The 25,676-nt window shown below is 64.5% G+C and carries 13 protein-coding genes and 2 pseudogenes; 11 read left to right on the top strand and 4 right to left on the bottom strand.

The window, feature by feature from the left end; translation table 11 throughout:
* Nucleotides 1–11: 11 nt before the first annotated feature.
* From U5A67_RS05620 to treY, 7 genes are all read left to right on the top strand, one after another.
* Entirely contained in the window at nucleotides 12–3,530 is a 3,519-nt protein-coding gene (locus U5A67_RS05620) for an alpha-1,4-glucan--maltose-1-phosphate maltosyltransferase (RefSeq protein ID WP_321813360.1), read from the top strand.
* Nucleotides 3,527–6,964, top strand: a complete 3,438-nt coding sequence (treS, locus tag U5A67_RS05625; protein WP_321813361.1) for a maltose alpha-D-glucosyltransferase — start codon at nucleotides 3,527–3,529, stop codon at nucleotides 6,962–6,964. Before U5A67_RS05620 ends, treS begins: the two co-directional genes overlap by 4 nt.
* A complete protein-coding gene (gene glgB / locus U5A67_RS05630; protein WP_321813362.1) occupies nucleotides 6,957–9,173 on the top strand; it encodes a 1,4-alpha-glucan branching protein GlgB in 2,217 nt (738 codons plus the stop codon). Before treS ends, glgB begins: the two co-directional genes overlap by 8 nt.
* A 68-nt stretch (nucleotides 9,174–9,241) precedes the next feature.
* Nucleotides 9,242–11,455 (top strand): glycogen debranching protein GlgX, encoded by a 2,214-nt coding sequence (gene glgX / locus U5A67_RS05635; RefSeq protein WP_321813363.1) that lies wholly within the window; start codon nucleotides 9,242–9,244, stop codon nucleotides 11,453–11,455.
* Between the two features lie 15 nt (nucleotides 11,456–11,470).
* Nucleotides 11,471–13,429, top strand: a complete 1,959-nt coding sequence (gene treZ / locus U5A67_RS05640) for a malto-oligosyltrehalose trehalohydrolase (RefSeq protein ID WP_321813364.1) — start codon at nucleotides 11,471–11,473, stop codon at nucleotides 13,427–13,429.
* On the top strand, nucleotides 13,426–15,633 hold the full coding sequence (gene malQ, locus U5A67_RS05645) for a 4-alpha-glucanotransferase (protein WP_321813365.1): 2,208 nt from the start codon (nucleotides 13,426–13,428) through the stop codon (nucleotides 15,631–15,633). Before treZ ends, malQ begins: the two co-directional genes overlap by 4 nt.
* Nucleotides 15,630–18,518 carry a malto-oligosyltrehalose synthase gene (gene treY, locus U5A67_RS05650; protein ID WP_321813366.1) on the top strand — a complete coding sequence of 963 codons (2,889 nt, stop codon included), beginning with the start codon at nucleotides 15,630–15,632 and terminating at the stop codon, nucleotides 18,516–18,518. The genes malQ and treY overlap by 4 nt, the downstream gene beginning before the upstream one ends.
* A gap of 3 nt (nucleotides 18,519–18,521) precedes the next feature.
* Here the strand turns inward: treY and U5A67_RS05655 are convergent.
* From U5A67_RS05655 to U5A67_RS05665, 3 genes and pseudogenes are all read right to left on the bottom strand, one after another.
* Nucleotides 18,522–19,235: pseudogene (locus tag U5A67_RS05655) on the bottom strand (transporter associated domain-containing protein); the annotation flags it as partial.
* Between the two features lie 111 nt (nucleotides 19,236–19,346).
* Nucleotides 19,347–19,976 (bottom strand): annotated as a pseudogene (locus tag U5A67_RS05660) (hemolysin family protein); the annotation flags it as partial.
* Between the two features lie 139 nt (nucleotides 19,977–20,115).
* Complete coding sequence (locus U5A67_RS05665; protein WP_321813367.1) at nucleotides 20,116–20,877, bottom strand: sensor histidine kinase; 762 nt, start codon at nucleotides 20,875–20,877, stop codon at nucleotides 20,116–20,118.
* 271 nt (nucleotides 20,878–21,148) lie between these two features.
* Here U5A67_RS05665 and U5A67_RS05670 point away from each other — a divergent pair, with 271 nt between their 5' ends.
* The 4 genes from U5A67_RS05670 to U5A67_RS05685 all read left to right on the top strand — a co-directional run bounded on the left by U5A67_RS05670 (nucleotide 21,149) and on the right by U5A67_RS05685 (nucleotide 24,722).
* Nucleotides 21,149–21,490 carry an FKBP-type peptidyl-prolyl cis-trans isomerase gene (locus tag U5A67_RS05670; RefSeq protein WP_205986844.1) on the top strand — a complete coding sequence of 114 codons (342 nt, stop codon included), beginning with the start codon at nucleotides 21,149–21,151 and terminating at the stop codon, nucleotides 21,488–21,490.
* Nucleotides 21,491–21,586: 96 nt separating this feature from the next.
* On the top strand, nucleotides 21,587–22,411 hold the full coding sequence (locus U5A67_RS05675) for a helix-turn-helix domain-containing protein (protein WP_205986845.1): 825 nt from the start codon (nucleotides 21,587–21,589) through the stop codon (nucleotides 22,409–22,411).
* A 280-nt stretch (nucleotides 22,412–22,691) separates the two neighbouring features.
* Entirely contained in the window at nucleotides 22,692–24,311 is a 1,620-nt protein-coding gene (locus U5A67_RS05680; protein WP_321813368.1) for a GMC oxidoreductase, read from the top strand.
* A gap of 3 nt (nucleotides 24,312–24,314) precedes the next feature.
* Complete coding sequence (locus U5A67_RS05685; RefSeq protein ID WP_321813369.1) at nucleotides 24,315–24,722, top strand: hypothetical protein; 408 nt, start codon at nucleotides 24,315–24,317, stop codon at nucleotides 24,720–24,722.
* Nucleotides 24,723–24,738: 16 nt separating this feature from the next.
* On the opposite strand, the gene U5A67_RS05690 is transcribed toward U5A67_RS05685, so the two are convergent.
* Complete coding sequence (locus U5A67_RS05690; RefSeq protein WP_321813370.1) at nucleotides 24,739–25,611, bottom strand: MOSC domain-containing protein; 873 nt, start codon at nucleotides 25,609–25,611, stop codon at nucleotides 24,739–24,741.
* Nucleotides 25,612–25,676 lie beyond the last annotated feature (65 nt).

Below are 25,676 nucleotides of genomic sequence, written 5' to 3' on the forward strand. Positions count from 1 at the left end.
GAAGACGACCGATGGAACCTCCCCACGCCTATGCGCCGCGGATCTACTTCGTCCATTCCGTCCTTGTCGGGTCGCTCGACGCGTGGCCTGCGCATTTTGCGCACGCGGCGTCGCTCGGCTTCGATCATGTCCTGATCGGCGGCCTGTTCGCGCCCGGCGCGTCAGGCGACGACCGCATCATCGCCGATCACACCCGCTTGCATCCCGCCTTCGGCTCGCAGGAACGCGTGGACGACGCGTTGCGCCTGCTCGCCAGCGCCGCGCGCGCCCGCGGTCTCACGCTGCTCGCCGATCTCACGCTCGACCGCGCAGCCGCCGATGGCGCGCTCTACGCCGCACACCCCGAGTGGTTTCATCCGTTCGAGCCCGAGGACGCGCGCCTCGACCCACGTCACGGCCATGCGGAAGACAACGTCGCCTACGCCGATTTCGACCGTGCAGCCGCGCCGCTCGCGCTCTGGTGGACGCAGTTCGCGACGCGCCTGGTCGATGCCGGGCTCGGCGGCTTTCGCGTGGATTCGCCGCATCGCGTGCCGGTGAGCGTGCTGCGCGCGGTGTTCGACGCCGTGCGCGCCACGCATGCGCAGACGCGCTGGCTCGCGGCCACGCCGGGCCTTGCGCGCGAGGAAATCGCGCAACTCGAACATGCGGGATTCGACGCCGCATTCACCTCGCTGCGCTGGTGGGATTTTTCCGAGCGCTGGATGATCGAGGAGCACGACGTCGTGCGTCGTGTCGGCTCGCCGGTTTCGTTTCCCGAAGCGCCGTATGGCACGCGTCTCGCGCACGATCTCGAAGGCGCCGCCGACGCGCGCGCGGTCGAACGCGCGTATCGCCGGATGTTGCGCACAGCCGCTGCGCTCGGCACCGGCTGGCTCGTGCCGATGGGTTTCGAATACGGCGTCCACGACGCCACCAGCCACGACAGCCGCACTGCGCAGGACGCCTCGCCCCGATGGGACGACATCAAGGCGCATGCGCCCTTCGACTTCTCCGCCGATATCGCCCACGCCAACGCCTTGCAGCGCGAGACGTTCGTCCTGCAGACCAATGGCGAACTGCGCGCGCTCAACGGCGCGGGCGCGCCCGTGGCGGCCGTGCTGCGCGGCGACGGCAGCGATCTGCGCATCGCCGAAGAAGCGCTGCTCACGCTGATCAATCCCGCGCTGGCCGCGCCGGTGCGCGTGAACATGGCGCATCTGCTCGACGGCGTGCCCGGCAATTTCACGCGCTTCACGCCGCTCGACGCGCAGACCTTGCGCGGCGCACGCCTGCCCGAGCGCCACGATGCGAGCGCCGTGCCCGACAGCTTCACGCTACCGGCCGGCGCGTGCTGGATGTTCCGCGCCATGGCCACGCCGCTGGTCTCGCTCGCGCCGCCCGAGGATCTGGCGAAGTCGGCCACGAGCGGCCACAAGAGCGTGCTGGAAGCGATCGCCGCGCCGCGCATCGCGATCGAAAGCGTGACGCCTTCGGTCGATCACGGACGCTTCGTGGCGAAGCGCATCGTCGGCGAGCGTTGCGAAGTGCGCGCCGCGATCTTCGCGGAAGGCCACGATCGGATCGATGGCGCGATTCTCTGGCGCGCCGCCGATGAAACCGCCTGGCACGAAGCGCCGATGTCGCCGGTGCCATCCGCCGGCACCGACCTCTGGAGCGGACATTTCCCGCTCGATCGCGTGGGCCGCTACGAGTTCGTGGTGATCGCGTGGCGCGACGACTTCGCCTCGCTCGTCGAGCATCTGAAAAAGAAGCGCGCGGCGAATCAGCCGCTCCACCTCGAACTGGAAGAAGCGAGCCGCCTGCTTGCGCTCGTGCTCGCCACGGCGGAAACCTCGGACGTGCCCGGCGACGAACACGCGCGCAATCGCGCCGCGCTCGACGACATCGTCCGGCGTTTTATCGGCGCCGATGAAGACACGCGCTGCGCATTGCTTGCCGCGCCCGCGACCGCCGCGGCCGTGCGCGCCGCGCATCATCGCCCGTTCCTCTCGCGCGATGCCACCGTGCAGCGCGTGGATGCCGAACGCCCCGCCGCGCGTTTCGCAAGCTGGTACGAAATCTTCCCGCGCTCGATGAGCGACGACGAATCGCGCCACGGCACCTGGGACGATGTGATCGCGAAGATGCCGCGCGTGCGCGACATGGGCTTCGACGTGCTGTATTTCCCGCCGATTCATCCGATCGGCCTGGCCAACCGCAAAGGCCGCAATAACTCGCTGACCGCGCAGCCCGGCGACGTGGGCAGCCCGTATGCGATAGGCGCGGCCGAAGGCGGACACACGGCCGTGCATCCCGAACTGGGCACGCTCGAAGACTTCTGCCGCATGCTCAACGCAGCGCACGCGCATGGGCTCGAAATCGCGCTCGACTTTGCGATTCAATGCTCGCCCGATCATCCGTGGCTCAAGGCGCATCCCAGCTGGTTCGCGTGGCGGCCCGACGGCACGCTGCGCTATGCGGAAAACCCGCCGAAGAAGTACCAGGACATCGTCAATCCCGAGTTCTACGCGCACGATGCCAAGCCCGATCTCTGGCTCGCGCTGCGCGATGTGATCCTGTTCTGGGTGGATACGGGCGTGCGCATTTTCCGCGTCGATAACCCGCACACCAAGCCGCTGCCGTTCTGGGAATGGATGATCGCCGACGTGCGGGCGCGTCATCCCGATGTGATCTTTCTCTCCGAAGCGTTTACGCGTCCGCGCCTGATGTATCGGCTCGCGAAGATCGGCTTTTCGCAGTCGTATACGTATTTCACGTGGCGCGAATCGAAGCGCGATTTCATCGCCTATCTGACCGAACTCACGCAGAGCGAAGTGCGCGATTTTTATCGGCCCAATTTCTTCGTCAATACGCCGGACATTAATCCGCGCTATCTGCAAAGCGGTGCGCGCTCGATGCATTTGATACGCGCGGCGCTCGCCTCGCTGCTTTCAGGATTGTGGGGCGTGTATAGCGGCTTCGAATTGTGTGACGCTCGCCCTTTGCCCAATAGCGAAGAATATCTGGACTCCGAAAAGTATCAACTACGCGCGTGGGACTGGAATCGACCGGGCCATATCATCGGCGAAATTGCGGCGCTCAATCGCATCCGCCGCGCCAATCCCGCGCTGCAAACGCACCTGGGCGTCACCTTCCTGAATGCCCATAACGACGCGATTCTCTGCTTCGAAAAAGCCACGCCCGCGCGCGACAACGTAATCGTCGTGGCCGTCAATCTCGATGCCTACAACGAGCAAGGCGCCGATATCGAATTGTCGTGGGCCACGTTCCAGCAATGGCAGATCGACGATCACGCGCGCCTGGCCGTCATCGATGAAATGACCGGCGAGCGCTTCGAATGGCAGAGCCGCTGGCAGCACGTGCGGCTCGACCCGCACACGAAGCCGTTTGCGATCTGGCGCATCGCGCCCATTGACGGTCTGCCGCGCGAAACGCCGCCGCATGATCCCGACGATGCGCAATTCGACGCGCAACTCGAAAGCCACCCCGAACTGGGCGATGATTTTCCGCCTGGAGGAGCGACATGAAACGCGATCCCTCGGTTACGCACGACCCCACCACATCGACCGACGACGAGCACGACAAACGCGAAAGCCACGCCACGCAAAAGCGCGGCAAAGCTTCGCTGCTCACGGACGATCCGCTCTGGTACAAGGACGCCGTGATCTACCAGGTGCACGTGAAATCGTTCTTCGACGCCAATAACGACGGCGTGGGCGACTTTGCCGGCCTGCTCGCGAAGCTCGATTACATTGTCGGACTGGGCGTGACGGCGATCTGGCTGCTGCCGTTCTATCCTTCGCCGCGTCGCGACGACGGCTATGACATCGCCGATTACCGCAACGTGCACCCCGACTACGGCCAGCTTGCCGACGTGCGCCGCTTCATTCAGGAAGCGCACGCGCGCGGCATGCGTGTGATTACCGAACTCGTCATCAATCACACCTCGGACCAGCATCCGTGGTTTCAGCGCGCGCGGCGCGCGAAGCCCGGCTCGAATCATCGCAATTACTATGTGTGGTCCGATACCGATCAGCGCTATCAAGGCACGCGCATTATCTTTATCGATACCGAGCCTTCGAACTGGACCCATGATCCCGTTGCGGGCGCCTATTACTGGCATCGTTTCTATTCGCACCAGCCCGATCTCAACTTCGACAATCCGGCCGTGCTGCGCGAAGTGCTGCACGTGATGCGCTTCTGGCTCGATATGGGGATCGACGGGCTGCGGCTCGATGCCGTGCCTTATCTGGTCGAGCGCGAAGGGACGAATAACGAAAATCTGCCTGAAACACACGCGATTCTTAAACAGATTCGCGCGACCATCGACGAGCATTATCCCAACCGGATGTTGCTGGCCGAAGCGAATCAATGGCCGGAAGACGTGCAGGAATATTTCGGCAATGAAGACGAATGCCATATGGCATTTCACTTCCCGCTGATGCCGCGTCTTTATATGGCGATTGCGAGCGAAGACCGCTTTCCGATCATCGACATCATGAAGCAGACGCCGGATCTGCCGGAAAGCTGCCAATGGGCGGTTTTCCTGCGCAATCACGACGAACTCACGCTGGAGATGGTGACCGATTCCGAGCGCGATTATCTCTGGAACACCTATGCGAGCGACCGGCGCGCGCGCCTGAATCTGGGCATTCGCCGCCGCCTCGCGCCGCTGATGGAACGCGACCGCCGCCGCATCGAATTGATCAATTCACTGCTGCTTTCGATGCCGGGCACGCCCGTGATCTATTACGGCGATGAGTTGGGCATGGGCGACAACATTCACCTCGGCGACCGCGACGGCGTGCGTACGCCGATGCAATGGTCGTCCGATCGCAATGGCGGTTTCTCGCGCGCCGATCCCGAACAACTGGTGCTGCCGCCGCTGATGGGCTCGCTCTACGGCTACGACGCGATCAACGTGGAAGCGCAGACGCGCGACCCGCATTCGCTGCTGAACTGGACGCGCCGCATGCTGGCCACGCGCCGCGCGAAGCAGGCGTTCGGACGCGGCACGATCCGCTTTCTGCGGCCCTCGAATCGCAAGATTCTCGCGTATCTGCGCGAGATGCCGGGCGAGCCGTCGATCCTGTGCGTGGCGAATCTTTCGCGCGCGCCGCAAGCGGTCGAACTCGATCTTTCCGAATTCGCCGGCACGTCTCCGGTGGAAATGACCGCCGATTCCGTGTTTCCGCCGATCGGGCAATTACCTTATCTGCTGACTTTTCCGCCCTATGGTTTCCTGTGGTTCCTGCTGTGCCCCGGCAATCAGCGTCCATCGTGGAGCCAGCCGATTTCGGAGCAACTGCCGGAATTCGTGACCGTCGTGATTCGCGAAGGTCAAACCGGCGCGACGCCTGAAAACGTGCGTCTGCTCGAATCGGAAGTGCTGCCGTCGTGGCTTTCGCGACGCCGCTGGTTCGCGTCGAAAGACAAGCCGCTGCGCAGCGTGAAGCTGGCCGCGCTCACCACGATTCAGGGCGCAGGTTTTGCCTTCACCGAAATCGAAGCGGAACTCGCCAATGGCACGAGCGAGCGCTATGTGTTGCCAATCGCAATTACCTGGGGTACGGATACAACCACGCCGCTGCACATCCAGTTGGCGCTCTCGCGCGTGCGGCGCGGTCGCAATATCGGCTATCTCACGGATGCTTTCTCGCTGCCGTGGTTTGCCAATGGCGTGCTGCGCAAGCTGCATGAACGCGCGGCGGTGCCCACCGTGCAAGGCAGCACGATCCGCTTCGAGCCGACCGACCGACTGGCCGAACTCGAACTTGGTGAGGAACCCGAAATACGATGGCTGGCCGCCGAGCAAAGCAACAGTTCGCTGATCATCGCGGAAACGCTCGTGCTCAAACTGGTGCGCCGACTGATGGCAGGCGTGCATCCCGAAGCCGAAATGAGCCGCTACCTCACGAAGCTCGGCTATGCGAACACCGCGCCGCTCTATGGCGAAGTCGTGCGCGTCGATCCTGAAGGCATGCCGCACACGCTCGCGATCCTGCAAGGCTTTATCGACAATCAGGGCGATGCGTGGGCGTGGGCCCTCGACTATCTGCGCCGCACGATCGACGAACTGGCGCTCGCCGCCGACGACAGCGAAAACGTCGACACCGCGCACGAAGAAGAAGTCATGCAGAACTACGCGAACGTGATCGGCGCAATTGGCAAGCGGCTGGGCGAATTGCACGCCGCGCTCGCTTCGCCCACCGACGATGCGGCCTTCGCGCCCGAAGCCGCAACGCCCGCCGATGTGCGCCAGTGGGTCGCCGACGCGAAGAAGATGCTGATCGAAGCGCTCGATATCGTCGCGCAGCATGTGGGCGACGACGTTCACACGCTCGACGACGATACGCGCGAACTCGCACGCAGCCTGGTCGACCGGCGCGACGCGCTCGTCAAGGCCGTGGAAACGCTGGTGCAGGAAGAGGCATCGGCGGCGCGCATCCGCATTCACGGCGACTTTCACCTGGGCCAGGTGCTGCTCGCGCAAGGCGATGCTTACCTGATCGATTTCGAAGGCGAGCCCGCGCGAGCGCTCGATTATCGGCGCGCCAAGCAGTGCTCGCTGCGCGACGTCGCGGGCCTGCTGCGCTCGCTCTCGTATGCGGGTGCCGCCGCGCAATCCACCACGGAAAGCGCGCCGCAGCAGATCGCCGATCGCAAGCGCACGCTGTTCGAGCGCTTCCGCGGCCAGGCCGCGGAGACCTTCCTGAGCCAGTACCGCGCAGCCGTCACGAACGCGCCTATTTCGCTGGTGAGCGCCACGCACGAACAGGCGCTGCTCGACCTGTTCCTGATCGAGAAAGCCGCCTACGAGATCCGCTACGAAGCCGCCAACCGGCCGACCTGGCTCGCGCTGCCGATTCGTGGCCTCGCCGCGCTGGCGAGCCGCGTGCTCGGCCTCACCGCTAATCAAGCCCACGGGCACACCCATACGGGAGGGAGCGGACATGCCTGAGCGCGCCCCGGACGCCGGCCTGCATCATCACGACATCGACGCGCTCGTTGAAGGGCGCCATGCCGATCCGTTTGCCGTGCTCGGGTTGCACTGGGTCGACGGCGCGCCCTATGTGCGCGTCTGGTTGCCGAATGCCTCGCGCGTGAGCGTGCTGGCGCGCGACCGCGCGCATACGCTGGCGGAACTCACACGCGTGCATCCCGCCGGTTTCTTTGCGGGCCCGCTCGCCGAAGCCGTGCCGTATCGGCTCGATATCGACTGGCATGGCGTCACGCAGGAAATCGAGGATTCCTATTCATTTGGAGCGCAGCTTTCCGAAGATGCGCTGCGCCGTCTTGCCGATGGCGATCCGTATGCGGTGCTTGAATGTCTGGGCGCGCGACCGGTCGTCTGCGATGGTGTGCCGGGCGTGCGCTTCGCCGTGTGGGCGCCGAATGCGCGGCGCGTTTCGGTGGTAGGCGATTTCAATGCCTGGGACGGCCGCCGCCACCCCATGCGCCTGCGCTACGAAGCCGGCGTGTGGGAGCTATTCATTCCACGCGTGGCCGCTGGCGCACGCTACAAATACGAAATTCTGGGCGCGCAGGGCAACGTGTTGCCGCTCAAGTCCGACCCGTGCGCGCTGCAGACCGAAGCGCCGCCCGCGACGGCTTCGATTGTCGCGCCGGTGGAAGCGCTCGATGGCTTCGCATGGCGCGATCACGAATGGATTCAGCAACGCGCACAGCGGCAAAGTGCCCGCTCGGCCATGTCGATCTATGAAGTGCATGCGTCCTCCTGGCTGCCCACGCAAGGCGCCGATGCGCCCGCGCCCGACTGGCGCGCACTCTCGGAGCGCCTGATTCCCTACGCGCAAGGCATGGGCTTTACGCACATCGAGTTGCTGCCGATTGCCGAACATCCGTTCGGCGGTTCCTGGGGTTATCAGCCGCTTTCGCAGTTCGCGCCCACGGCACGGCTTGGCTCGCCCGTCGACTTCGCTGCGTTTGTCGATCGTGCCCACGAAGCGGGGCTAGGCGTGATTCTCGACTGGGTGCCCGCGCACTTTCCGAACGATGCGCACGGCCTGATCGAATTCGACGGCACCGCGCTGTATGAACACGCCGACCCGCGCGAAGGCTATCACCCCGACTGGAACACGATGATCTACAACCTCGGCCGTAAAGAGGTGAGCGCGTTCCTGATCGCCTCCGGTCTCGCGTGGCTGATGCGCTATCACGTCGATGGCCTGCGCGTGGACGCGGTGGCGTCGATGCTTTATCGCGACTATTCACGCGCGCACGGCGAATGGGTGCCGAATATCTACGGCGGCCGCGAAAATCTCGAATCGATTGCGTTTCTCAAGCGCCTCAATCACGAAACGCAATATGTGCCGCAGCGCCCCGGCGTCATCACGATTGCCGAAGAATCCACGGCGTGGCCAGGCGTGACCGCGCGCCCGGAAGACGGCGGTCTGGGCTTCCAGTTCAAATGGAACATGGGCTGGATGCACGACACGCTGCACTACATGCACGAAGACCCGGTGTATCGGCGTTATCACCATCACATGATGACGTTCGCGATGGTCTACGCGTATTCCGAGCGCTTCGTGCTGCCGCTTTCGCATGACGAAGTCGTGCACGGCAAAGGCTCGCTGCTCGGCAAGATGCCGGGCGACCGCTGGCAGAGGTTTGCGAACCTGCGCGCGTATTTCGGCTTTATGTGGGCGCATCCTGGCAAGAAGCTGCTGTTCATGGGTGGCGAATTCGGGCAGATGGCCGAATTCGATCACGACGGCACGCCGCACTGGAATCTGCTCGACGATCCCTTGCATCGTGGCGTGCAGACGCTCGTGCGCGATCTCAACAAGCTTTATCAGGCCGAACCTGCGCTGTTCACGCTCGACACCGAACCGGGTGGCTTCGAATGGCTGGTCGGCGACGACAGCGAAAACAGCGTACTCGCGTGGCGGCGCGTGGATGGCACGGGCCGCGAGATCGTCGTGATCTGCAATTTCACGCCGCTGCCGCGCCACGGTTATCGCATTGGCCTGCCGCAGCCGGGGCAATGGGAAGAAGCGCTCAATACGGACGCCGAGGTCTATGGCGGCTCGAACATGGGTAACGGGGGCCTCGTGTCGACCGAGCCGGTGCAAAGCCACGGCAAGCCGCAATCGGCGGCGTTGGTGCTGCCGCCGCTCGGCACCCTGATTCTGCGGCTGCGACGCTGATTCATGAGCACACGCCCGATTCATCAGGAATCCGATGCAATACAAGAAGGACGAGAAGGAGCATCGACATGGCTAACGGCCTGCCCGACCGGCTGCTACCCGGTTCACCCTACCCGCTGGGCGCGACGTGGGACGGGCTTGGCACGAATTTCGCCGTGTTTTCCGCGCACGCATGGCGTATCGAACTGTGCCTGTTCGACCCGACCGGCCGCAAGGAGCGCACGCGCTACACCTTGCCCGAATGCACCGATGAAATCTGGCACGGCTATCTGCCGGGCGCGCATCCTGGCACCGTCTATGGTTTGCGCGCGCATGGCCCTTATCAACCGCATCAGGGGCACCGTTTCAATCCGTACAAACTGCTGCTCGATCCTTACGCGCGCAGACTCGTGGGGCAGTTTCGCTGGTCGGACACGCTCTATGGCTATCGCGTGCATTCGAATCGCGTCGATCTCTCGCTCGACCGGCGCGATTCCGCGCCCGCCATGCCCAAGGCCGTGGTCAGCCACGACACCTTCGACTGGTCGCACGACGTGCGCCCCAACACGCCCTGGGGCAAGACCGTCATCTACGAAACCCATCTGCGCGGCATTTCGATGATGCGTCCCGACCTGCGCTCGCATACGCGGGGCACCTTCGCCGCACTGGGCGCGCCGCATTTCATCGAACATCTGCACAAACTCGGCGTGACCGCCGTGGAACTGCTGCCCGTGCAGGCGTTTCTCAACGAGCGCTTTCTGGTCGAGCGCGGCTTGCGCAATTACTGGGGCTATAACTCGGCCGCGTATTTCGCGCCCGAGCCGTCCTATCTCTCGGGTTACGACACCGACGAAATGCGCATCGCCGTGCGCCAGCTGCACGCGGCCGGCATCGAAGTGATTCTCGACGTGGTTTATAACCACACCTGCGAGAGCGGCGAAATCGGCCCGACGGTTTCGTGGCGCGGCCTCGACAACGCCTGCTATTACCGCTGCGTGCCCGGCGACGAACGCCATCTCATCAACGATACGGGCTGCGGCAATACGGTCAACCTCTCGCATCCGCGTGTTTTGCAGATGGTTGTGGATTCGCTACGCTACTGGGTGACGTCGTACCGCATCGACGGCTTTCGTTTCGATCTGGGCGTCACGCTCGGACGCGAGGCGCACGGCTTCGATCCCGCCAGCGGTTTCTTCGACGTACTGCGTCAAGACCCCGTGCTTTCACAGGTCAAACTGATTTCCGAGCCGTGGGACGTGGGACCGGGCGGCTATCAACTGGGCAATCATCCGCCGGGTTTCGCCGAATGGAACGACCGCTTTCGCGACAGCGTGCGGCGTTACTGGCGCGGCGCGCCTGGCCAGCGCGCCGATCTTGCCGCGCGCCTGACCGGTTCCGCCGATCTGTTCGACCGGCGCAAACGCCGGCCGTGGGCCTCGCTTAATTTCGTGACCTCGCACGATGGCTTCACGCTCGCCGATCTGGTTTCGTACGATCACAAGCATAACGAAGCAAATGGCGAAGATAACCGCGATGGTCACAATGAAAACTGGAGCGCGAATTGGGGCGCGGAAGGCCCCACGGACGACCCCGCGATTCTCGACACCCGCGCCCGCGTCGCGCGCTCGATGCTGGCGACGCTGTGCATCGCGCTAGGCACGCCGATGCTGCTGGCCGGCGACGAAACCGGCCGCACGCAGCACGGCAACAACAACGCCTACTGCCAGGACAACGAGCTTTCCTGGCTCGACTGGTCGCTCGCCGCCACGCCGCAAGGCGAAGCGATGACTGCGTTTACCGCGCGCGCGATTGCCTTGCGCCGGGATCATCCTTTGCTGAGGGAAACCCACTTTCTGTTTGGCGACCGCGAAGTGCTGCCGGACGTGCACGACATCGACTGGTTCGATGAAAACGGCGAACGGCTGTCGCCTGAAGCGTGGCAAGACCCCGAGGCGCGCGCACTGGCTGTTCGGCGCGCGGGACCGGGACTCGACGGCGAAATCGAAGTATTGTTGATGATGCTGAATGCCTCGACGCATCCGCTGACATTTACGACGCCTGCCCCGCACCTGGCATGGTCTGTGGCGCTCGATACCGCGCGACCGGAAGCGCAAGCGGAATCGCCATCGCATGCACTGTGCGGCGTGACCTTCGACGTCGCGGCGCACGCGCTCGTGGTGCTTTGCGCGCGGCCCGCCCATCGCACCGCACACGAAACGAATACGGCGATCTCAGGCACGGAACCGCCCCCGCCCGACCCGCGCCAGCCCGGCATGGGCGCAGACGAACACGCTGCTGGATAGCCACAGGAACTGGCCATGGCCTTGCATCCGAACAATCCGCACGATCCACACCATGCTGCGCACGCGCGCCACTACATGCACTGCCTGCCGTTCGGCGCGCAGTTGACCGGCGCTGCGCTCGCGCAGCCGCATACGCGCTTTCGCTTCTGGGCGCCGTCCTGCAGTGCGGTGCAACTGGTGTTCGAAAACGATGACCGGCACGAAGCGAACGAACCGCACGACGCGCACGAACCGCTCGCACCGATCGAAATGACGCCTTCGCACAATGGCTGGTTCGAGGCGCAGGCAGCGTGCGGCCCAGGCACACTTTATCGATATCGTATTGACGGTGGCCAACTCGTGCCCGACCCCGCTTCGCGCTTTCAGCCGCAAGGCGTGCACGGCCCGAGCGAAGTACTCGATGCGCGCGCGTATGCGTGGCAGCACGCGAACTGGCGCGGACGTCCGTGGGAAGAGACCGTGCTGTACGAACTGCATGTGGGCGCATTGGGCGGCTATCGAGGTGTGACGAAACGCCTGCCCGCACTCGCCGACATCGGCATTACGGCAATCGAGTTGATGCCGCTGAACGATTACCCGGGCGAGCGCGGTTGGGGTTACGACGTCGTGCTGCCTTACGCACCGCATGCCGCCTACGGCACGCCCGACGAACTCAAGGCGCTGATCGACGCCGCGCACGGTCTTGGGCTCCAGGTATTTCTCGACGTGGTCTACAACCACTTCGGCCCGGACGGCAACTGGCTTGGCCAGTACGCGAAGCCGTTCTTCAAGGCGGGCACGCATACGCCGTGGGGCGAAGCGCTCGATTTCGAGCGCCCCGAAGTGCGCGACTTCTATAGCGATAACGCGCTCTACTGGCTCACTGAATACCGCTTCGACGGACTGCGGCTCGACGCCGTGCACGCGATCGACAATCCCGCATGGCTGCGCGAACTCGCCGATCACGTTCAGGCGCGCATCGAACCGGGTCGCCACGTGCATCTCGTTCTTGAGAACGAGCATAACGAAGCCAATCTGCTGGAAACGCACTTCAACGCGCAATGGAACGACGATGTTCATCACGCGCTGCATGTGATGCTCACGGGTGAATCTGAAGGTTATTACCGCGCGTTCACCGATCATCCGATCCGAAAGCTCGCGCGTGCGCTTGGCGAAGGCTTCATCTATCAAGGCGAACCGTCGCCCGTGCATGACGGCAAGCCGCGCGGCGAACCGAGCGCGCATCTGCCGCCCACTTCGTTCGTGATGTTTTTGCAGAACCACGACCAGATCGGCAATCGCGCAATGGGAGACCGCCTGCGCACGCTCGCCGACGACGACGCTTTACGCGCGGCCACCGCGCTTCTCCTGCTTTCTCCGCACATACCGCTGCTGTTCATGGAAGAGGAATACGGCTCGACGCAGCCGTTCCAGTTCTTTACGGCCTTCGAAGGCGATCTCGCCGATGCGGTGCGTGAAGGGCGTCGCCGTGAATTCAAGGCTTTTAGCGCGTTCCAGGACGAAAAGCGCCGCGCGCAGATTCCCGACCCGAACGATATGCAGACCTTCGTCCAGTCGTCGCCGCCAGCCGATGCGCCGCTCGACGAAGAAAGGCTCGACTGGATGCACTTCTACAAATCCGCGCTTGCGGTGCGCGCCCGATTGTTGATGCCGCGTCTTCATAACGCACGCGCGCTAGGCACCACCGTGCTCGCCGACGACGACGCCAACGGCCAACGCGCCCTGATCGCGCGCTGGCGTCTGGACGACGGCGAAACCTATACGATCGCACTCAATCTCGGCCACGATGGCGTGCGGCTCGAAACGCCGCCCGAAGGCATGGTGGTATTCGAAACACCGCCGCGCGCGCGCGATCGCACCGACAACGGCGTGCTGCCAAAAAGCGCGTGCGTGGCCTGGCTCACCGGCAAGGTGCCCGAGTACGCGCAGCATCACGACGCGCGCACGATGCGGCGCGAGGAGCCGTTCGCATGAACAGCGCGAATACCTCCCGGCGCAGCGAATCGCTCGCGGAACTCGCGCAGCGTGCGGGCTTCGAAGTCGAATGGTCCGACGCGCATGGCGTCGCGCAACGCGTGCCGGACAACACGCTCGAAGCGCTGCTCGATTGCATCGGCCTGCCCTGTGCGAATGCCACGCAATTGCGCCACAGCATGTCGATGCTGAACGCCGAGCAGTCGTCGCGCCGCCTGCCGCCGCTCATCACCGCCGAATACGAAAGCGCCATCGAATTGCCGGCTTCCGCCGTGCGTACCGGCAGCCACTATCGCGTCGATCTGGAAAACGGCGAGCATATCGAAGGCCGTTTCACGTCGCCTAAACGCGCGCCCGCGCTGCTCGCGCCGCTTTCCGAGCCGGGCTATCACACGCTCAGCGTCAACGATCATCGGCTGACGATTGCGGTTGCGCCGCCGCGCTGCCATAACGTCGCCGATGCCTGGCGCGCACGGCATGGCAGCCATAGCGCGGGGGTGCCGCCACTTTGGGGCGTCGCCGCACAATTGTACGGACTCCGACGTAAAAACGATGGCGGTATCGGCGACTACACCGCGCTGGCCACGCTCGCCACGCACAGCGCACGCCACGGCGCTCAGGCGCTCGCAGTGAGCCCCACGCACGCGATGTTTTGCGCCGATCCTGGACACTTCAGCCCTTACTCGCCGTCCTCGCGGCTCTGGCTCAATGTCACGCACATCGATCCCGCCGCCGTATTCGGCGAGCAGGCCGCACGCGAAGCCATCGTGGCAGCACACGCCGAAGACGCATGGCGCGAACTCGAAACGCTGCCGCTGATCGACTGGCAGCGCGCCGTGCCGCTCAAGCTCAACGTACTGCGCGTGCTGTTCGATCGCTTCGACGCCACCGAACGCACGAGCGGGTCGCCGCGCGCCGCCGCGTTCGACGCGTTCTGCGCGCGCGGCGGCGAAGCACTCGACGATCACGCGCGCTTCGAAGCGCTGCAGGCCGCCATGCTGTGCGGCCCGGAAGACTCCGGTGCGAGGCACTGGCGCGACTGGCCCGAAGCGCTGCGCGATCCGCGCAATCCCGCGGTTGCCACCTTCGCCACCGAACATCGCCGCGAAGTGGATTTTTATCGCTTCCTGCAATGGCTCGCCGCCGAAGGCCTCTCTGCCGCGCAGCGCGCGGCGCGCGAAGCGGGCATGACGGTCGGTCTCGTCGCCGATCTCGCCGTGGGTTGTGACGGCGCGGGCTCGCATGCGTGGTCGCTGCCCAACGACATGCTGCAACGTGTCTCGGTTGGCGCGCCGCCCGACATCTTCAATCAGGCCGGGCAAAGCTGGGGCCTCACGACTTTCTCGCCGCGCGCGATGCACAACAACGGCTTTCGCGCCTTCATCGACATGTTGCGCGCCGCGTTCGCGCATGCGGGCGGCGTGCGTATCGATCACATTCTGGGCTTGCGGCGTCTTTGGCTCGTACCCGAAGGCGAGAGCGCGAAACATGGTGCGTATCTGCGCTATCCATTCGACGATCTCGTGCGGCTGATTGCACTCGAATCGTGGCGTCATGACGCGGTCGTGATCGGCGAGGATCTGGGCACGGTGCCGCCGGGTCTGCGCGAGCGGCTGGCCGCGCACGGCCTCTATGGCATTCGCGTGCTCTGGTTCGAGCGCGCAGGCCACGGCTTCTTGCCGCCGGCGCGTTACGACGCGCACGGCATCGCGACCACCACCACGCACGATCTGCCCACGGTGGCAGGCTGGTGGCGCGGCGCCGATATCGACTGGCGCAACCGCATCGGCCAGACGCTGCCGCGTGCAGACGGGCGCGACCCGGTTGCGCTCGAACACGCGCAGCGCGATGCGGACCGCACCGCGCTCTGGCACGCGCTGCAAGAAACGGGCTTCGCGCCGCGCGATGCAGCCGAGCCCGCGCCCGACGATCCGCCAGTAAACGGCGCGCTGGGCTACGTCGCAGCAAGCGCGAGCCCGCTCGTGACCTGCCCGCTCGAAGACCTGCTTGGCCTCACCGATCAACCGAATCTGCCCGGCTCGATCGACGAGCATCCGAACTGGCGCCAGCGCCTGCCGCTGCCCGTCGATGCCCTGTTCGCCGATCCCGCGTTCGCCGCGCGCGTGGAGACCATTGTGCGTGCGCGCGAAGCGGCGCACACGCAGGCAGACCTCGCCGCGCCCTCCGATCCACCGACGCCATGACACTTCCCCGCGCCACGCTGCGCCTGCAGCTTCATCACGATTTCACTTTCGACGACGCGCTCGCGCAACTCGACTACTTCGCCGCGCTCGGCGTGAGCCATCTGTATCTTTCGCCGGTCACGACCGCGCAGCCGGGATCGATGCACGGCTACGACACCGTCGATTACGGCGCGGTGAGCGCGGAGCTGGGCGGAGAAGGCGCACTGCGCCGTCTCGCCGATGCCGTGCACGCGCGCGGCATGGGTCTGATCGTCGACATGGTGCCGAACCACATGGGCGTGGGCGGCTCGCACAACGCATGGTGGCTCGATATTCTCGAATGGGGACGTCATAGCGCGTTTGCGCGCCACTTCGACGTGGATTGGCATTCGCCCGATCCCGCGCTGCGCGGCAAGGTGCTGATGCCTTTTCTCGGCGCACAATATGGCGAGGAGCTCGCGGCGGGGCGTATCACGTTGCAGTTCGACGCGGCTAACGCATGCTTTTACGCGCAGTACGGCCCGCATAGGTGCCCGATCTGCCCAACCGATTACGCGGCGCTGCTGCAATCCGCCGACCGCGCCGATCTCACTGCGCTGGCGGCCGGCTTCCAGGGTCTCACCACGCAGCCCGACGATCAGATCCGCGCCACAGCCGCACGCGATGCGCTACGCGCGTTTGTCGAGCGCGAAGGAACATCGGCAATCGAATGTGTTCTGGAATCCTATTCAAGTGATGATCCCATGCCGCGCGATCGTTTGCATCGGCTATTGGAGCGCCAGCATTTCCGTCTCGCCTGGTGGCGCACCGCCAGCGACGAAGTGAACTGGCGGCGCTTCTTCGACGTGAGCGCGCTTGCAGGCGTGCGCGTCGAGCGGCACGACGTATTCGAAGCCGTGCACAAGCTTATTTTCAAGCTCTATGCCGAAGGCGTGATCGACGGTTTGCGCATCGATCATATCGACGGTCTCGCCGATCCGCGCGAGTATTGCGAGCGCCTGCGCCAGCGGCTCGCGAGCCTGCGCGCCGGCGTACCTTATATCGTCGTGGAAAAGATTCTCGCGCGCGGCGAATCGCTGCGCGACGACTGGCCCGTGCAGGGCACGACCGGCTACGACTTCATGAACGATGTGGGCGCACTGCTGCATGATCCCGCGGGCGCGGCACCGCTGGCCGAAACGTGGGCGTCGATTTCGGGCGCAGACGTGCCATTCGCCGAGGTCTCGCTCGACGCGCGCCGCGAGATTCTGAGCGCCTCGCTCGCAGCCGAACTCGATCACGCGGCGCGCGCACTGCACCGCATCGCACGCGAGCAACCCGGCACGCGCGACTTCACGTATGCAGTCGTGCATCGCACCGTCGCGCAACTGGCGATGTATTTCCCCGTCTATCGCATCTATCCGTCGAATGGCGTGCGCAGTGCGATCGACAACCGCTATTTCGAGGTTGCGCTCGACGCTGCGCGCAAGACGCTGCCGCGCGCCAATCTCGCGGCGCTCGAGCAGGTCGACGCCTGGCTGGGCGCCCGCGCGCCTGATCCCGCAAACGGAATCGCCAACGGCGCCAAAGCGGCGCGCGCCAGTAACGCATCGAATGCCAGCAGCGGCAAACACGGCAGCCCAAACCCGCCCGTCGCGCCGCTGAGCCACGCCTTGATCGCGCAACGCACCGCGCTCGCGCTGTTCTCGCAACTCACCGCGCCGCTCGCCGCAAAAGCCACCGAAGACACCGCGCTCTATCGCTATGGCCGCCTGCTCTCGCGCAACGATGTCGGCACCGACCCCGACGATTTTTCGCTCAGCGCAAAAGCGTTCCACGCCGCCAATGCGCAGCGCCAGCGCCACACGCCCCACGCGCTGCTGGCCACCGCCACGCACGACCACAAACGCGGCGAAGACGTGCGCGCGCGCCTGGCCGTGCTCAGCGAAATCGCGCCGGAATGGAGCGCTACCTTGCGCGCCTGGTCCACGCTCAATCAGGCGCAGCGTCGCGGCGATCCGGCGCAATGGTCGCCCGGCCCCACCGCCGAGGCGATGCTCTATCAGACGCTCGTGGGCTGCTGGCCGCCGGAACTCGATCCCGCCGACGAAGCAGGCGTACACGCGCTGGCCGAACGCGTCGCACAGTGGCAGCTGAAGGCGCTGCGCGAAGCCAAGTTGCGCACCAACTGGCTTGCACCCGACGAAGCCTATGAATCGGACTGCCAGGCATTTCTTTTCGACCTACTCGCACCGCAGCGACGCGAAGGGTTTTTGCAGGAACTGACGACATTCGTGGCACGTGTGGCGCCCGCGGGCGCGCTCAATACGCTGCTGCAAACCGTGCTGAGACTCACATCGCCGGGCGTGCCCGATCTCTATCAGGGCACCGAGTTGTGGGATTTCAGCCTCGTCGATCCCGACAATCGCCGGCCAGTCGATTATGCGCAGCGTGCGGCGTCACTCGACGACATCGCGCCCGCCGCGAAGCTCGCCCATTGGCGCGACGCCAGCGTGAAGCAAGCCGTGATTCACCGGTTGCTCGCGTTGCGCGAGCGCGCGCCGGGCCTGCTACGTGAGGGGGAATACTGGCCGCTGGAAGTGCGCGGCGCGCTCGCGGCGCATGTGATCGCCTTTGCGCGCCACCATGGCGATGCGTGGGCGGTGATGATCGGCACACGTCACGCGGCGGCGTTGCTCGATGGCGATACGCCGCTGGTCGCGCCCGAGCGCTGGGGCGATACCGCCATCGTGTTGCCGAAGGGTTGCGCAACAACCGGGCTGCACGACTGGCTGGCCGATTCACAGCACGTTTCGCAGCACGTTTCGCAGCACAACGCGCAAGGCGATCCGGCCAGCCTGCTCTATCTGCGCGACGTACTCGCCGCGCTGCCGGTGGCCGTCCTCACCAGCGTCGGGCGGGCATAAAACTCAACCGCCCTCGTCTTCCAGATCCTTCGGATACACGCGCACCAGCACGATACGCGGCCCCTTCATCTTCTTGACGACGATATCGAAGCGCTCGAACGACACGCGCTGCCCTTCGGTCGGCAGATTGTTGAGCGCGTGAATCACGAGGCCGCCGACCGATTCGGCGCGCCCTTCGTCGATATCGATACCCAGCGCCTGCTCCAGCGACACCACGGGCAGGCTGCCGCGGCCCATCAGCGTGCCGTCGTCCATGCGGGTCCAGTCGGTATCGGCCTGATGGAATTCGTCGTGGATCTGCCCCACCAGCGCGCCCAGCAGATTGTCGAGCGTGAGAAAACCGCTCGGCCGCATGCCCTTGCGCCCCACCAGCGCGAAGTGCGGCGCGCCCTTGCGAAAGCGCCGGAACAACGCCAGCGCGGGCGCTTCGGGCTTCACGTACTGCACCGGGCGCACGAACTTGCCGAGATCGTCGAGCGTGTGGCCCGCTTCGCGCGCAAGCAGCAGATCCTTCAGGTGAATCAGACCCGCGACCTGTTCGCCCGACGCATCCTCGAACAGCGGATAACGGCTGAAGCGATGGCGCGCAACGATCTGCATGTTTTCGCGCAACGAGAGATCGCGGCGCAGCCCCACCATTTCGTGCGCGGGGCGCATGAGGTCGGAGACGGTCAGACGCGAAAAGTCGAGCGAGTGCGCCAGCGTGTTCCATTCGTCGACGCTCAGCGCATTCGCATTGCCAGCCGCACCGTGCGCCTGACTCGCCGCCGCTTCGCGCGCCGGGCGGCGGCGTGGCGCGCGGCCATCGGCGCCTGCGTGCGCACCGGTGTCGGCATGCGAGTGCAAGGCGGCCTGCGCTTCGGCTTCGGCGGCCGCGCGGCGGCTGCGCAGGATCAGCTTGAGTTCTTCGGTCGAGTAATGCGCCTCGCTGCCGTGATCGGCGGACAAACCCGCCAGCCGCAGCACCGCGTTCGCGCTGGAGTTGAGCAGCCAGATCGCCGGATACATCGTCCAGTAGAACGTGTAGAGCGGCGTGGCGGCCCAGAGCGAGATTTTCTCGGCTTCGCGGATCGCCAGCGACTTCGGCGCCAGTTCGCCCACCACGATATGCAGGAAGGAGATCACCGTGAAGGCGAACACGAGCGAAATGCCGTGGATCAGTTCGGGCGAGTGCACGCCCACCAGATCGAACACGGGTTCGATCAGTTGCGCGAAAGCCGGCTCGCCGATCCAGCCGAGGCCGAGCGAGGCCAGCGTGATACCGAGCTGGCAGGCAGAAAGATAGGCGTCGAGCTGGCCATGCACCTTGGCGAGCAGACGTCCGCGCAGGCCGTGTTCGGCCGCGAGACTTTGCACGCGGGTCGCGCGCAGTTTGACCAGACCGAATTCGGCCGCGACGAAGAAACCGTTGAGGGCAACGAGGAACAGCGCGCCGATCAGGGCGATGAGCTGAATCAAGACCAGAAGCTCCGAAATAGCGAAGCGCTCAGTATAAGGGCAAGGAGTGAAAGAACCCTGTAAGGCATCGACGGCCCGCGCGGGCGGGCACGTCGAATGAACGGCGCGTGAACGGTTGCGAAGCTTCGGGTCGTGCCCGTCAGGCGCTGCCGGCGGGGACGTTCAGCGTGAACAGCGCGGCCTCGCCTTGCACGAGCGGCTGCGCTTCGAAGCGCCCGCCGTGGGCTTCGGCCACGCGCTGGCAGAGCGCGAGCACCCACGGAAAGCGCCCGATCTCCTGCGGCTCGCGCGCCTGGGTGCGGGCGAAGGGTTCGAGCACGTGCGGCAGGGTTTCGTCGGCGAGCGATTCGAGGCTGGCCTGCCAGCGCAGTTCGAACTGCGCCGCCGTGCTCGTGGCGCTGACGGCGAGCGTGACGGTATCGCCGCGCGTGGCGGTTTCCGCGGCGAAGGCGAGCAGCAGCCAGAGCGCCTGGGCGACGCGCTCGCGTCCGGCATCGAGCGTGACGCCGGCCGGCACGCCTTCGACGGCAAGCGTGACGCCGCGTGCATCGGCCAGCGCGGCGCGCGCGTCGGCCACGGTTTCGTCGATCAAGGCGTCCAGTTCGAACGGCGCGCGCTCGATCTGCAGCTTGCGGGTTTCGGCGCGGGTCGTATCGACGAGCGTTTCGAGCAGATGCACCTGCTGCTCGACGCCCGTGCGGATGCCGGCGAGCGCGCGCTGCGCGGCGGCATCGGCGTTATCGATCTTGCGGTCGAGCACGTAGGCCCAGCTATGGATTGCATTCAGGGGGCTGCGCAGATCGTGCGAGACGCGCGAAAGCACGTAATCGCGCATGAAAAGCGCTGCCTCGGCACACAGGCGTGCCGTGCGTTCGTTACGGGTAGTGGTGGTCGACGCCATCGGTTTCCTCTTCTCTCACCCGCTCGGGCGGGCCGGCCCGTGGGGCCTGGCCTTCGGGCTGGCCAGGGCCCCATTATAGGCAGCGGCGCGAAGCCGCGGCGGCATCGCGCCCTGCACACGGGCGTGGGGTCGTGCCGCATGCGCTGTGCCCGCTCGCCGCAAAGCGGCAACGTTCGAGCGCGACTGTCGCCGGAGCCATGCGCGGCGCGCCTCTGGAGCCTGCAAAGCGCCTACAATAGCGTTTTTACCCAATCCGATTCAGGAGTGTTCCATGTCTATCGTGACCACCGCAACCGGCCTCAAGTACGAGGACCTGACCGAAGGCACCGGCGCTGAAGCCAAAGCCGGCCAGACCGTCAGCGTGCACTACACCGGCTGGCTGACGGACGGCCAGAAGTTCGATTCGAGCAAGGACCGCAATGACCCGTTCGCCTTCGTGCTGGGCGGCGGCATGGTCATCAAGGGCTGGGACGAAGGCGTCCAGGGCATGAAGGTCGGCGGCGTGCGCAAGCTGACGATTCCGCCGCAACTCGGCTACGGCGTGCGCGGTGCAGGCGGCGTGATTCCGCCGAACGCGACGCTCGTGTTCGAAGTGGAACTGCTCGACGTCTAAGCTTCGCGGCGGTCGGCTGGGCCGGTTTGTAGTGTGTTCCGGCCTGACTGCCTCGCGCTGCGCTCGCCTGCTGTACGACGCTGCGGTACAACGCTCATGAACCCGCATCACCACGCTCCCGTTACCGGCCCCGGCGTCGCGTTGCGCCGCTATGGCGCGATCGAGGCCACCGATCTGCACGATTTTCACCAGATCGTGCTCGGGCTCGACGGTGCGATGGAGATGTCGGTCAACGGCGTGGGCGAGCGCATCGACCAATGTTCGGCCTGGCTGATTCCCGCCGGCGCGCAACATGACTATGTCGGTATCGGCGAGAACTGCCAGCTCGTGCTGGATCTGCCGGCGGCCTCGCTGGCGATACCCGAGCGCCTGTTCGATTCGGCGCGCGCCGTGCAAATCGATCCCGCGCTGACGGCGCTCGTGCGTCAGATCGCGCAACGGGCATCGAATGCCTCGCCCTCTGCTTTACCGCCAGCCGTGCAGGACGCCGATACCAACCTGCGTGCGCGGCGTTTTCATTGGGATGCTTCGGCGCGTCTGTGCGCCGCTGTCATCGCGCAAACCGGCATTGCCACGGACGCCACATCGGCGGCGGCAACCGGACTCGATTTCGCGCGCATCGACCGCTGGCTGCGCGCGCATCTGGCCGAGCCGCTACGTATCGCCGATCTCGCCGCGCATTGCGGCTTCGGCATGCGGCGTTTTCATCAGCTATTTATCGAAGCGTTCGGCGAAACGCCACACCGTTATTTGCAACGGTTGCGGCTCGATACTTCACTCGCCTTGCTCGCGGACCCGCGCCGCTCGCTCACGCAGATCGCGCTTGAAGTGGGATTCGGCGATCAAAGCGCTTTCACGCATGCGTTTACGCGGCGCTTCGGGCTCGCACCCGGGCAATGGCGCGCGCTGCCTGCGCATTAAGCGCCTGCGTTTCCCGCATTTATTTCTTGCAGCGCTGATTTCCGCGTTTGCCGGTTCGCGTCTTAAATTCGCCAGATTAAAACAAGAATAATCTCAAGAATTCACATCGATTGATCGATATTCAGATTCCAATCCATAATCTCGACTTTGATATAAAACAATACCAATTTAAGTCATTTGTATTGACTGGATTTAATCAACAAAAATCCACAGATTAATTCACCTCTTTTCAATAGCATCACAGTCCTTGTCTATCGCCACTTGTTCAAGGAGCCTTACCGTGTCGCGACGCGAATTCCTGAAGCGCACCGCCTTTGCCCTGCCCGCCGCGGCAGTCGGTTCGACGTTGAGCCTGCCCGCCCGCTCAGCAGGCTTGCTGACCAATCTGAAGTATCAGGCACTCGTCCCTGAGATTTACCAATCCGTACCGAAACCTCCGGTTTATACCAAGGCGATTGTGATTGGCAGTGGCTTCGGCGGCGCTATTTCCGCGCTGCGTCTCGCAAAAGCCGGCATTCGGACTACCGTTCTGGAACGCGGCTCGCGCTGGCCGACCAGCGCCTGGCGACAAACCTTCGCCAGCGATGTGCTGCCCGATGGCCGCGGTTATTGGCAACGCACGAAAGCAAAAGAACTCAATACGCTCACGTATTTTTTCGATTATTTCAACGGCGTTTTCGATGTCACCTCATGCGATACCATCGACGTCTGGCGCGCAGCCTGCGTGGGTGGCGGCTCGGTCGTGTTCACCGGTTGCATGATCCAGCCGCAGCAACGCTATTTCGATGCCATCTTCAAGGGTCTCGTGAACTGGAACGAGATGAACACCACGTACTATCCGCGCGTACGTTCGATGCTCAACCTGAATCCCATGCCGGCCGATATCTACAACTCCGGTCCATTTGGCCATTCGCGGGTCTGGGATCAGCAGGCCGCCAAGGCGGGCTTCAGCACGGCGCAGACCGACTCGATTTTCAACTGGGATATCGTGCGCAGCGAGATGAAAGGCGGCACGCGTGCTTCGGCGACGATCGGCGAAAGCAATCTTGGCAATAGCAACGGCGCCAAATTCGACCTGAACCAGAATTACTTGAAGCAGGCCCAGGCCACCGGCAATGTCACCATCTATCCGTGTCACGAAGTCTCGCAGATCACCTATGACGGCTCGCGCTATGTGCTGACCACGATGAAGTACGCGCCCGACGGCACCGTGACGGATCGCTATCAACTCAGCTGCGATTATCTGTTTCTCGCGGCGGGCTCGATCGGCAGCAGCCAGTTGATGGTCGGTGCGCGCGACCGGGGAGATCTGCCGCGCCTGAACGAATTCGTGGGTACCGGCTGGGGCACCAACGGCGACACACGGGTCGTTCGTTCATTCTCCCCGATCAAAGGCATCGTCCAGGGCGCGCCCTGCGCGTCGATGCTGCATCAGCCGGGCGCCCTGCCCACCACGCTGGAAAACTGGTACACGCCGGGCGTGCCCGTCAACGTTGGCATGATCGGCTCGCTCGGCATGGGTTTCGATCAGACCAATCGCGGCAACTTTGTCTATAACCGCGCGACCGGCAAGGTCGAACTCAAATGGCCTGCGGCCGGGAATAACGATGTCATCGCCGTGGCACGCCAGATCAACAACAAGATCGCAAACGCCAGCAATGCATTGCCGGGCGTGCCGCTGCTTGCGCCGGACGTGGACGGCTCGTTTACCGCGCATCCGCTGGGCGGCCTCGTCCTCGGCAAGGCAACCGACGCGTGGGGGCGCATCGAAGGCTATCCGCGTCTGTATGCCATGGATGGCTCGCTGATTCCCGGCTCGACCGGCGCCGTCAATCCGTCGCTGACGATCTCCGCGCTGGCCGAACGGAACATCGAGAAGATCATTGCTACGGACTTCTGAACGATGTCTTTGCTTCGCACCGCAATGCGTACGTTGAGTGTCGCGTCCATCGTGCTTTTGATTGCGGCGTGTGGACAGCGGGACACCGCTGTGCCGCCGGTCGCCACCGCACTGTCACCCGCAGCAACGGCCGTGGCGCCCGCCGCCATCGGTGCGAACAGCTTCAACGCGCACACCGGCGATACGAATCCAACCGCGCTACCGGCGGACTGCGAAACCTATCTGACGAAGATCGAAGCGTGCGTGGCGAAACTCGGTGTGCAGAGCGAAACGGGCCGTCAACTCAAGGAAGGCGCGGACGAAGCACGGCGCGAATGGGCGAAATCGGAAGACCGCACTTCCGTTGGCCAGATGTGCCGGCAAGCGGTCGTGGATTTCACCCAAGGCGCTACTGAAGTCGGTTGCTCTTGAGCGATGTGCTAACGCTTCACTCGAAGCGATATTCCCACTGCGCCTGCGCACCCACCGCCAGGCGCTTGCCCGCACCATTCACCACGATCGCGTTCTGCCCGAACGTGAGGCCGCCGTCCACGCGTGCATCGGCACGAAACGTCTGTAGCGTATCGAGCGGTTCGGTCGGCCATTGCGCGCCGTGCTCGCCGGTCAGTTGATCGATGGTCGTAATCGGGCAGCGCGCGCAAGGCTTCACGAAACGCAGCACCACATCGTCGTGGCCGGCTTCGTCTTCGATCGACAACGTGTCGATAAAGTCTTCGTCGAACGCCTCGCCCGCATCGCCAACGACGATATTCGGACGAAAGCGGCTCATCGGCACCGGCGAAGCGCCCTTTGCCGCGAGACGCTCGTTCAGATCCGCCAGCGACGATTCGCTCGTGACGAGAATCGGATAACCGTCGGCAAACTGCGTGGGCGCGTCTTCGTCGAGCGTCCATTTTTTGCTCGCCAGACGCGTGACATCCTGCGCGAAACGCACGAGCCGCACCGACGCGCCCAGTGCGCGCGAGAACCACTGCGCGGCTTGATCGCCTTCGTCGAGCGCATCGAAGCGGTCTTTCCAGACTGTCGCGGGCACGCGCGCTTCATTGCCACGCGGCGCGAACGGCAGCAGCAGCGGCGCATCCATGCCGTCCATAGTGAGCAACACGCCCTCAGCCTCGAAGCTCGGAACGATGCGTGCCATGGCCGCGTACTCGCGCTGCGAAACAAAGCGTCCCGTTGCGTCCACAACCATCCAGTGACGATCCCACCTCAGCCCTTCCACGTCGAGTTGCGCGTGATCGAGCGCAATCGCGCCGCACGATTTCACCGGATAGACGAACAAGCCACGAATCACCGCCATGATGCTTTCACTCCAAAGTTAACACCTTGCAGACGCAAAAAAGCCCGCTTGTGCGTCAGCGTAGG

Source organism: Paraburkholderia sp. J69-1 (genome assembly GCF_905220255.1).
Taxonomy (GTDB): domain Bacteria; phylum Pseudomonadota; class Gammaproteobacteria; order Burkholderiales; family Burkholderiaceae; genus Paraburkholderia.

What these genes read in the sequence shown, in the direction of transcription:
- U5A67_RS05670 (WP_205986844.1), top strand. Translation starts at nt 21,149, where the DNA reads ATGTCTATCGTGACCACCGCAACCGGCCTCAAGTACGAGGACCTGACC.
- treS (WP_321813361.1), top strand. Translation starts at nt 3,527, where the DNA reads ATGAAACGCGATCCCTCGGTTACGCACGACCCCACCACATCGACCGAC.
- U5A67_RS05620 (WP_321813360.1), top strand. Translation starts at nt 12, where the DNA reads ATGGAACCTCCCCACGCCTATGCGCCGCGGATCTACTTCGTCCATTCC.
- U5A67_RS05675 (WP_205986845.1), top strand. Translation starts at nt 21,587, where the DNA reads ATGAACCCGCATCACCACGCTCCCGTTACCGGCCCCGGCGTCGCGTTG.
- treZ (WP_321813364.1), top strand. Translation starts at nt 11,471, where the DNA reads ATGGCCTTGCATCCGAACAATCCGCACGATCCACACCATGCTGCGCAC.
- malQ (WP_321813365.1), top strand. Translation starts at nt 13,426, where the DNA reads ATGAACAGCGCGAATACCTCCCGGCGCAGCGAATCGCTCGCGGAACTC.
- U5A67_RS05665 (WP_321813367.1), bottom strand. Translation starts at nt 20,877, where the DNA reads ATGGCGTCGACCACCACTACCCGTAACGAACGCACGGCACGCCTGTGT.
- glgX (WP_321813363.1), top strand. Translation starts at nt 9,242, where the DNA reads ATGGCTAACGGCCTGCCCGACCGGCTGCTACCCGGTTCACCCTACCCG.
- U5A67_RS05685 (WP_321813369.1), top strand. Translation starts at nt 24,315, where the DNA reads ATGTCTTTGCTTCGCACCGCAATGCGTACGTTGAGTGTCGCGTCCATC.
- U5A67_RS05690 (WP_321813370.1), bottom strand. Translation starts at nt 25,611, where the DNA reads ATGGCGGTGATTCGTGGCTTGTTCGTCTATCCGGTGAAATCGTGCGGC.
- glgB (WP_321813362.1), top strand. Translation starts at nt 6,957, where the DNA reads ATGCCTGAGCGCGCCCCGGACGCCGGCCTGCATCATCACGACATCGAC.
- treY (WP_321813366.1), top strand. Translation starts at nt 15,630, where the DNA reads ATGACACTTCCCCGCGCCACGCTGCGCCTGCAGCTTCATCACGATTTC.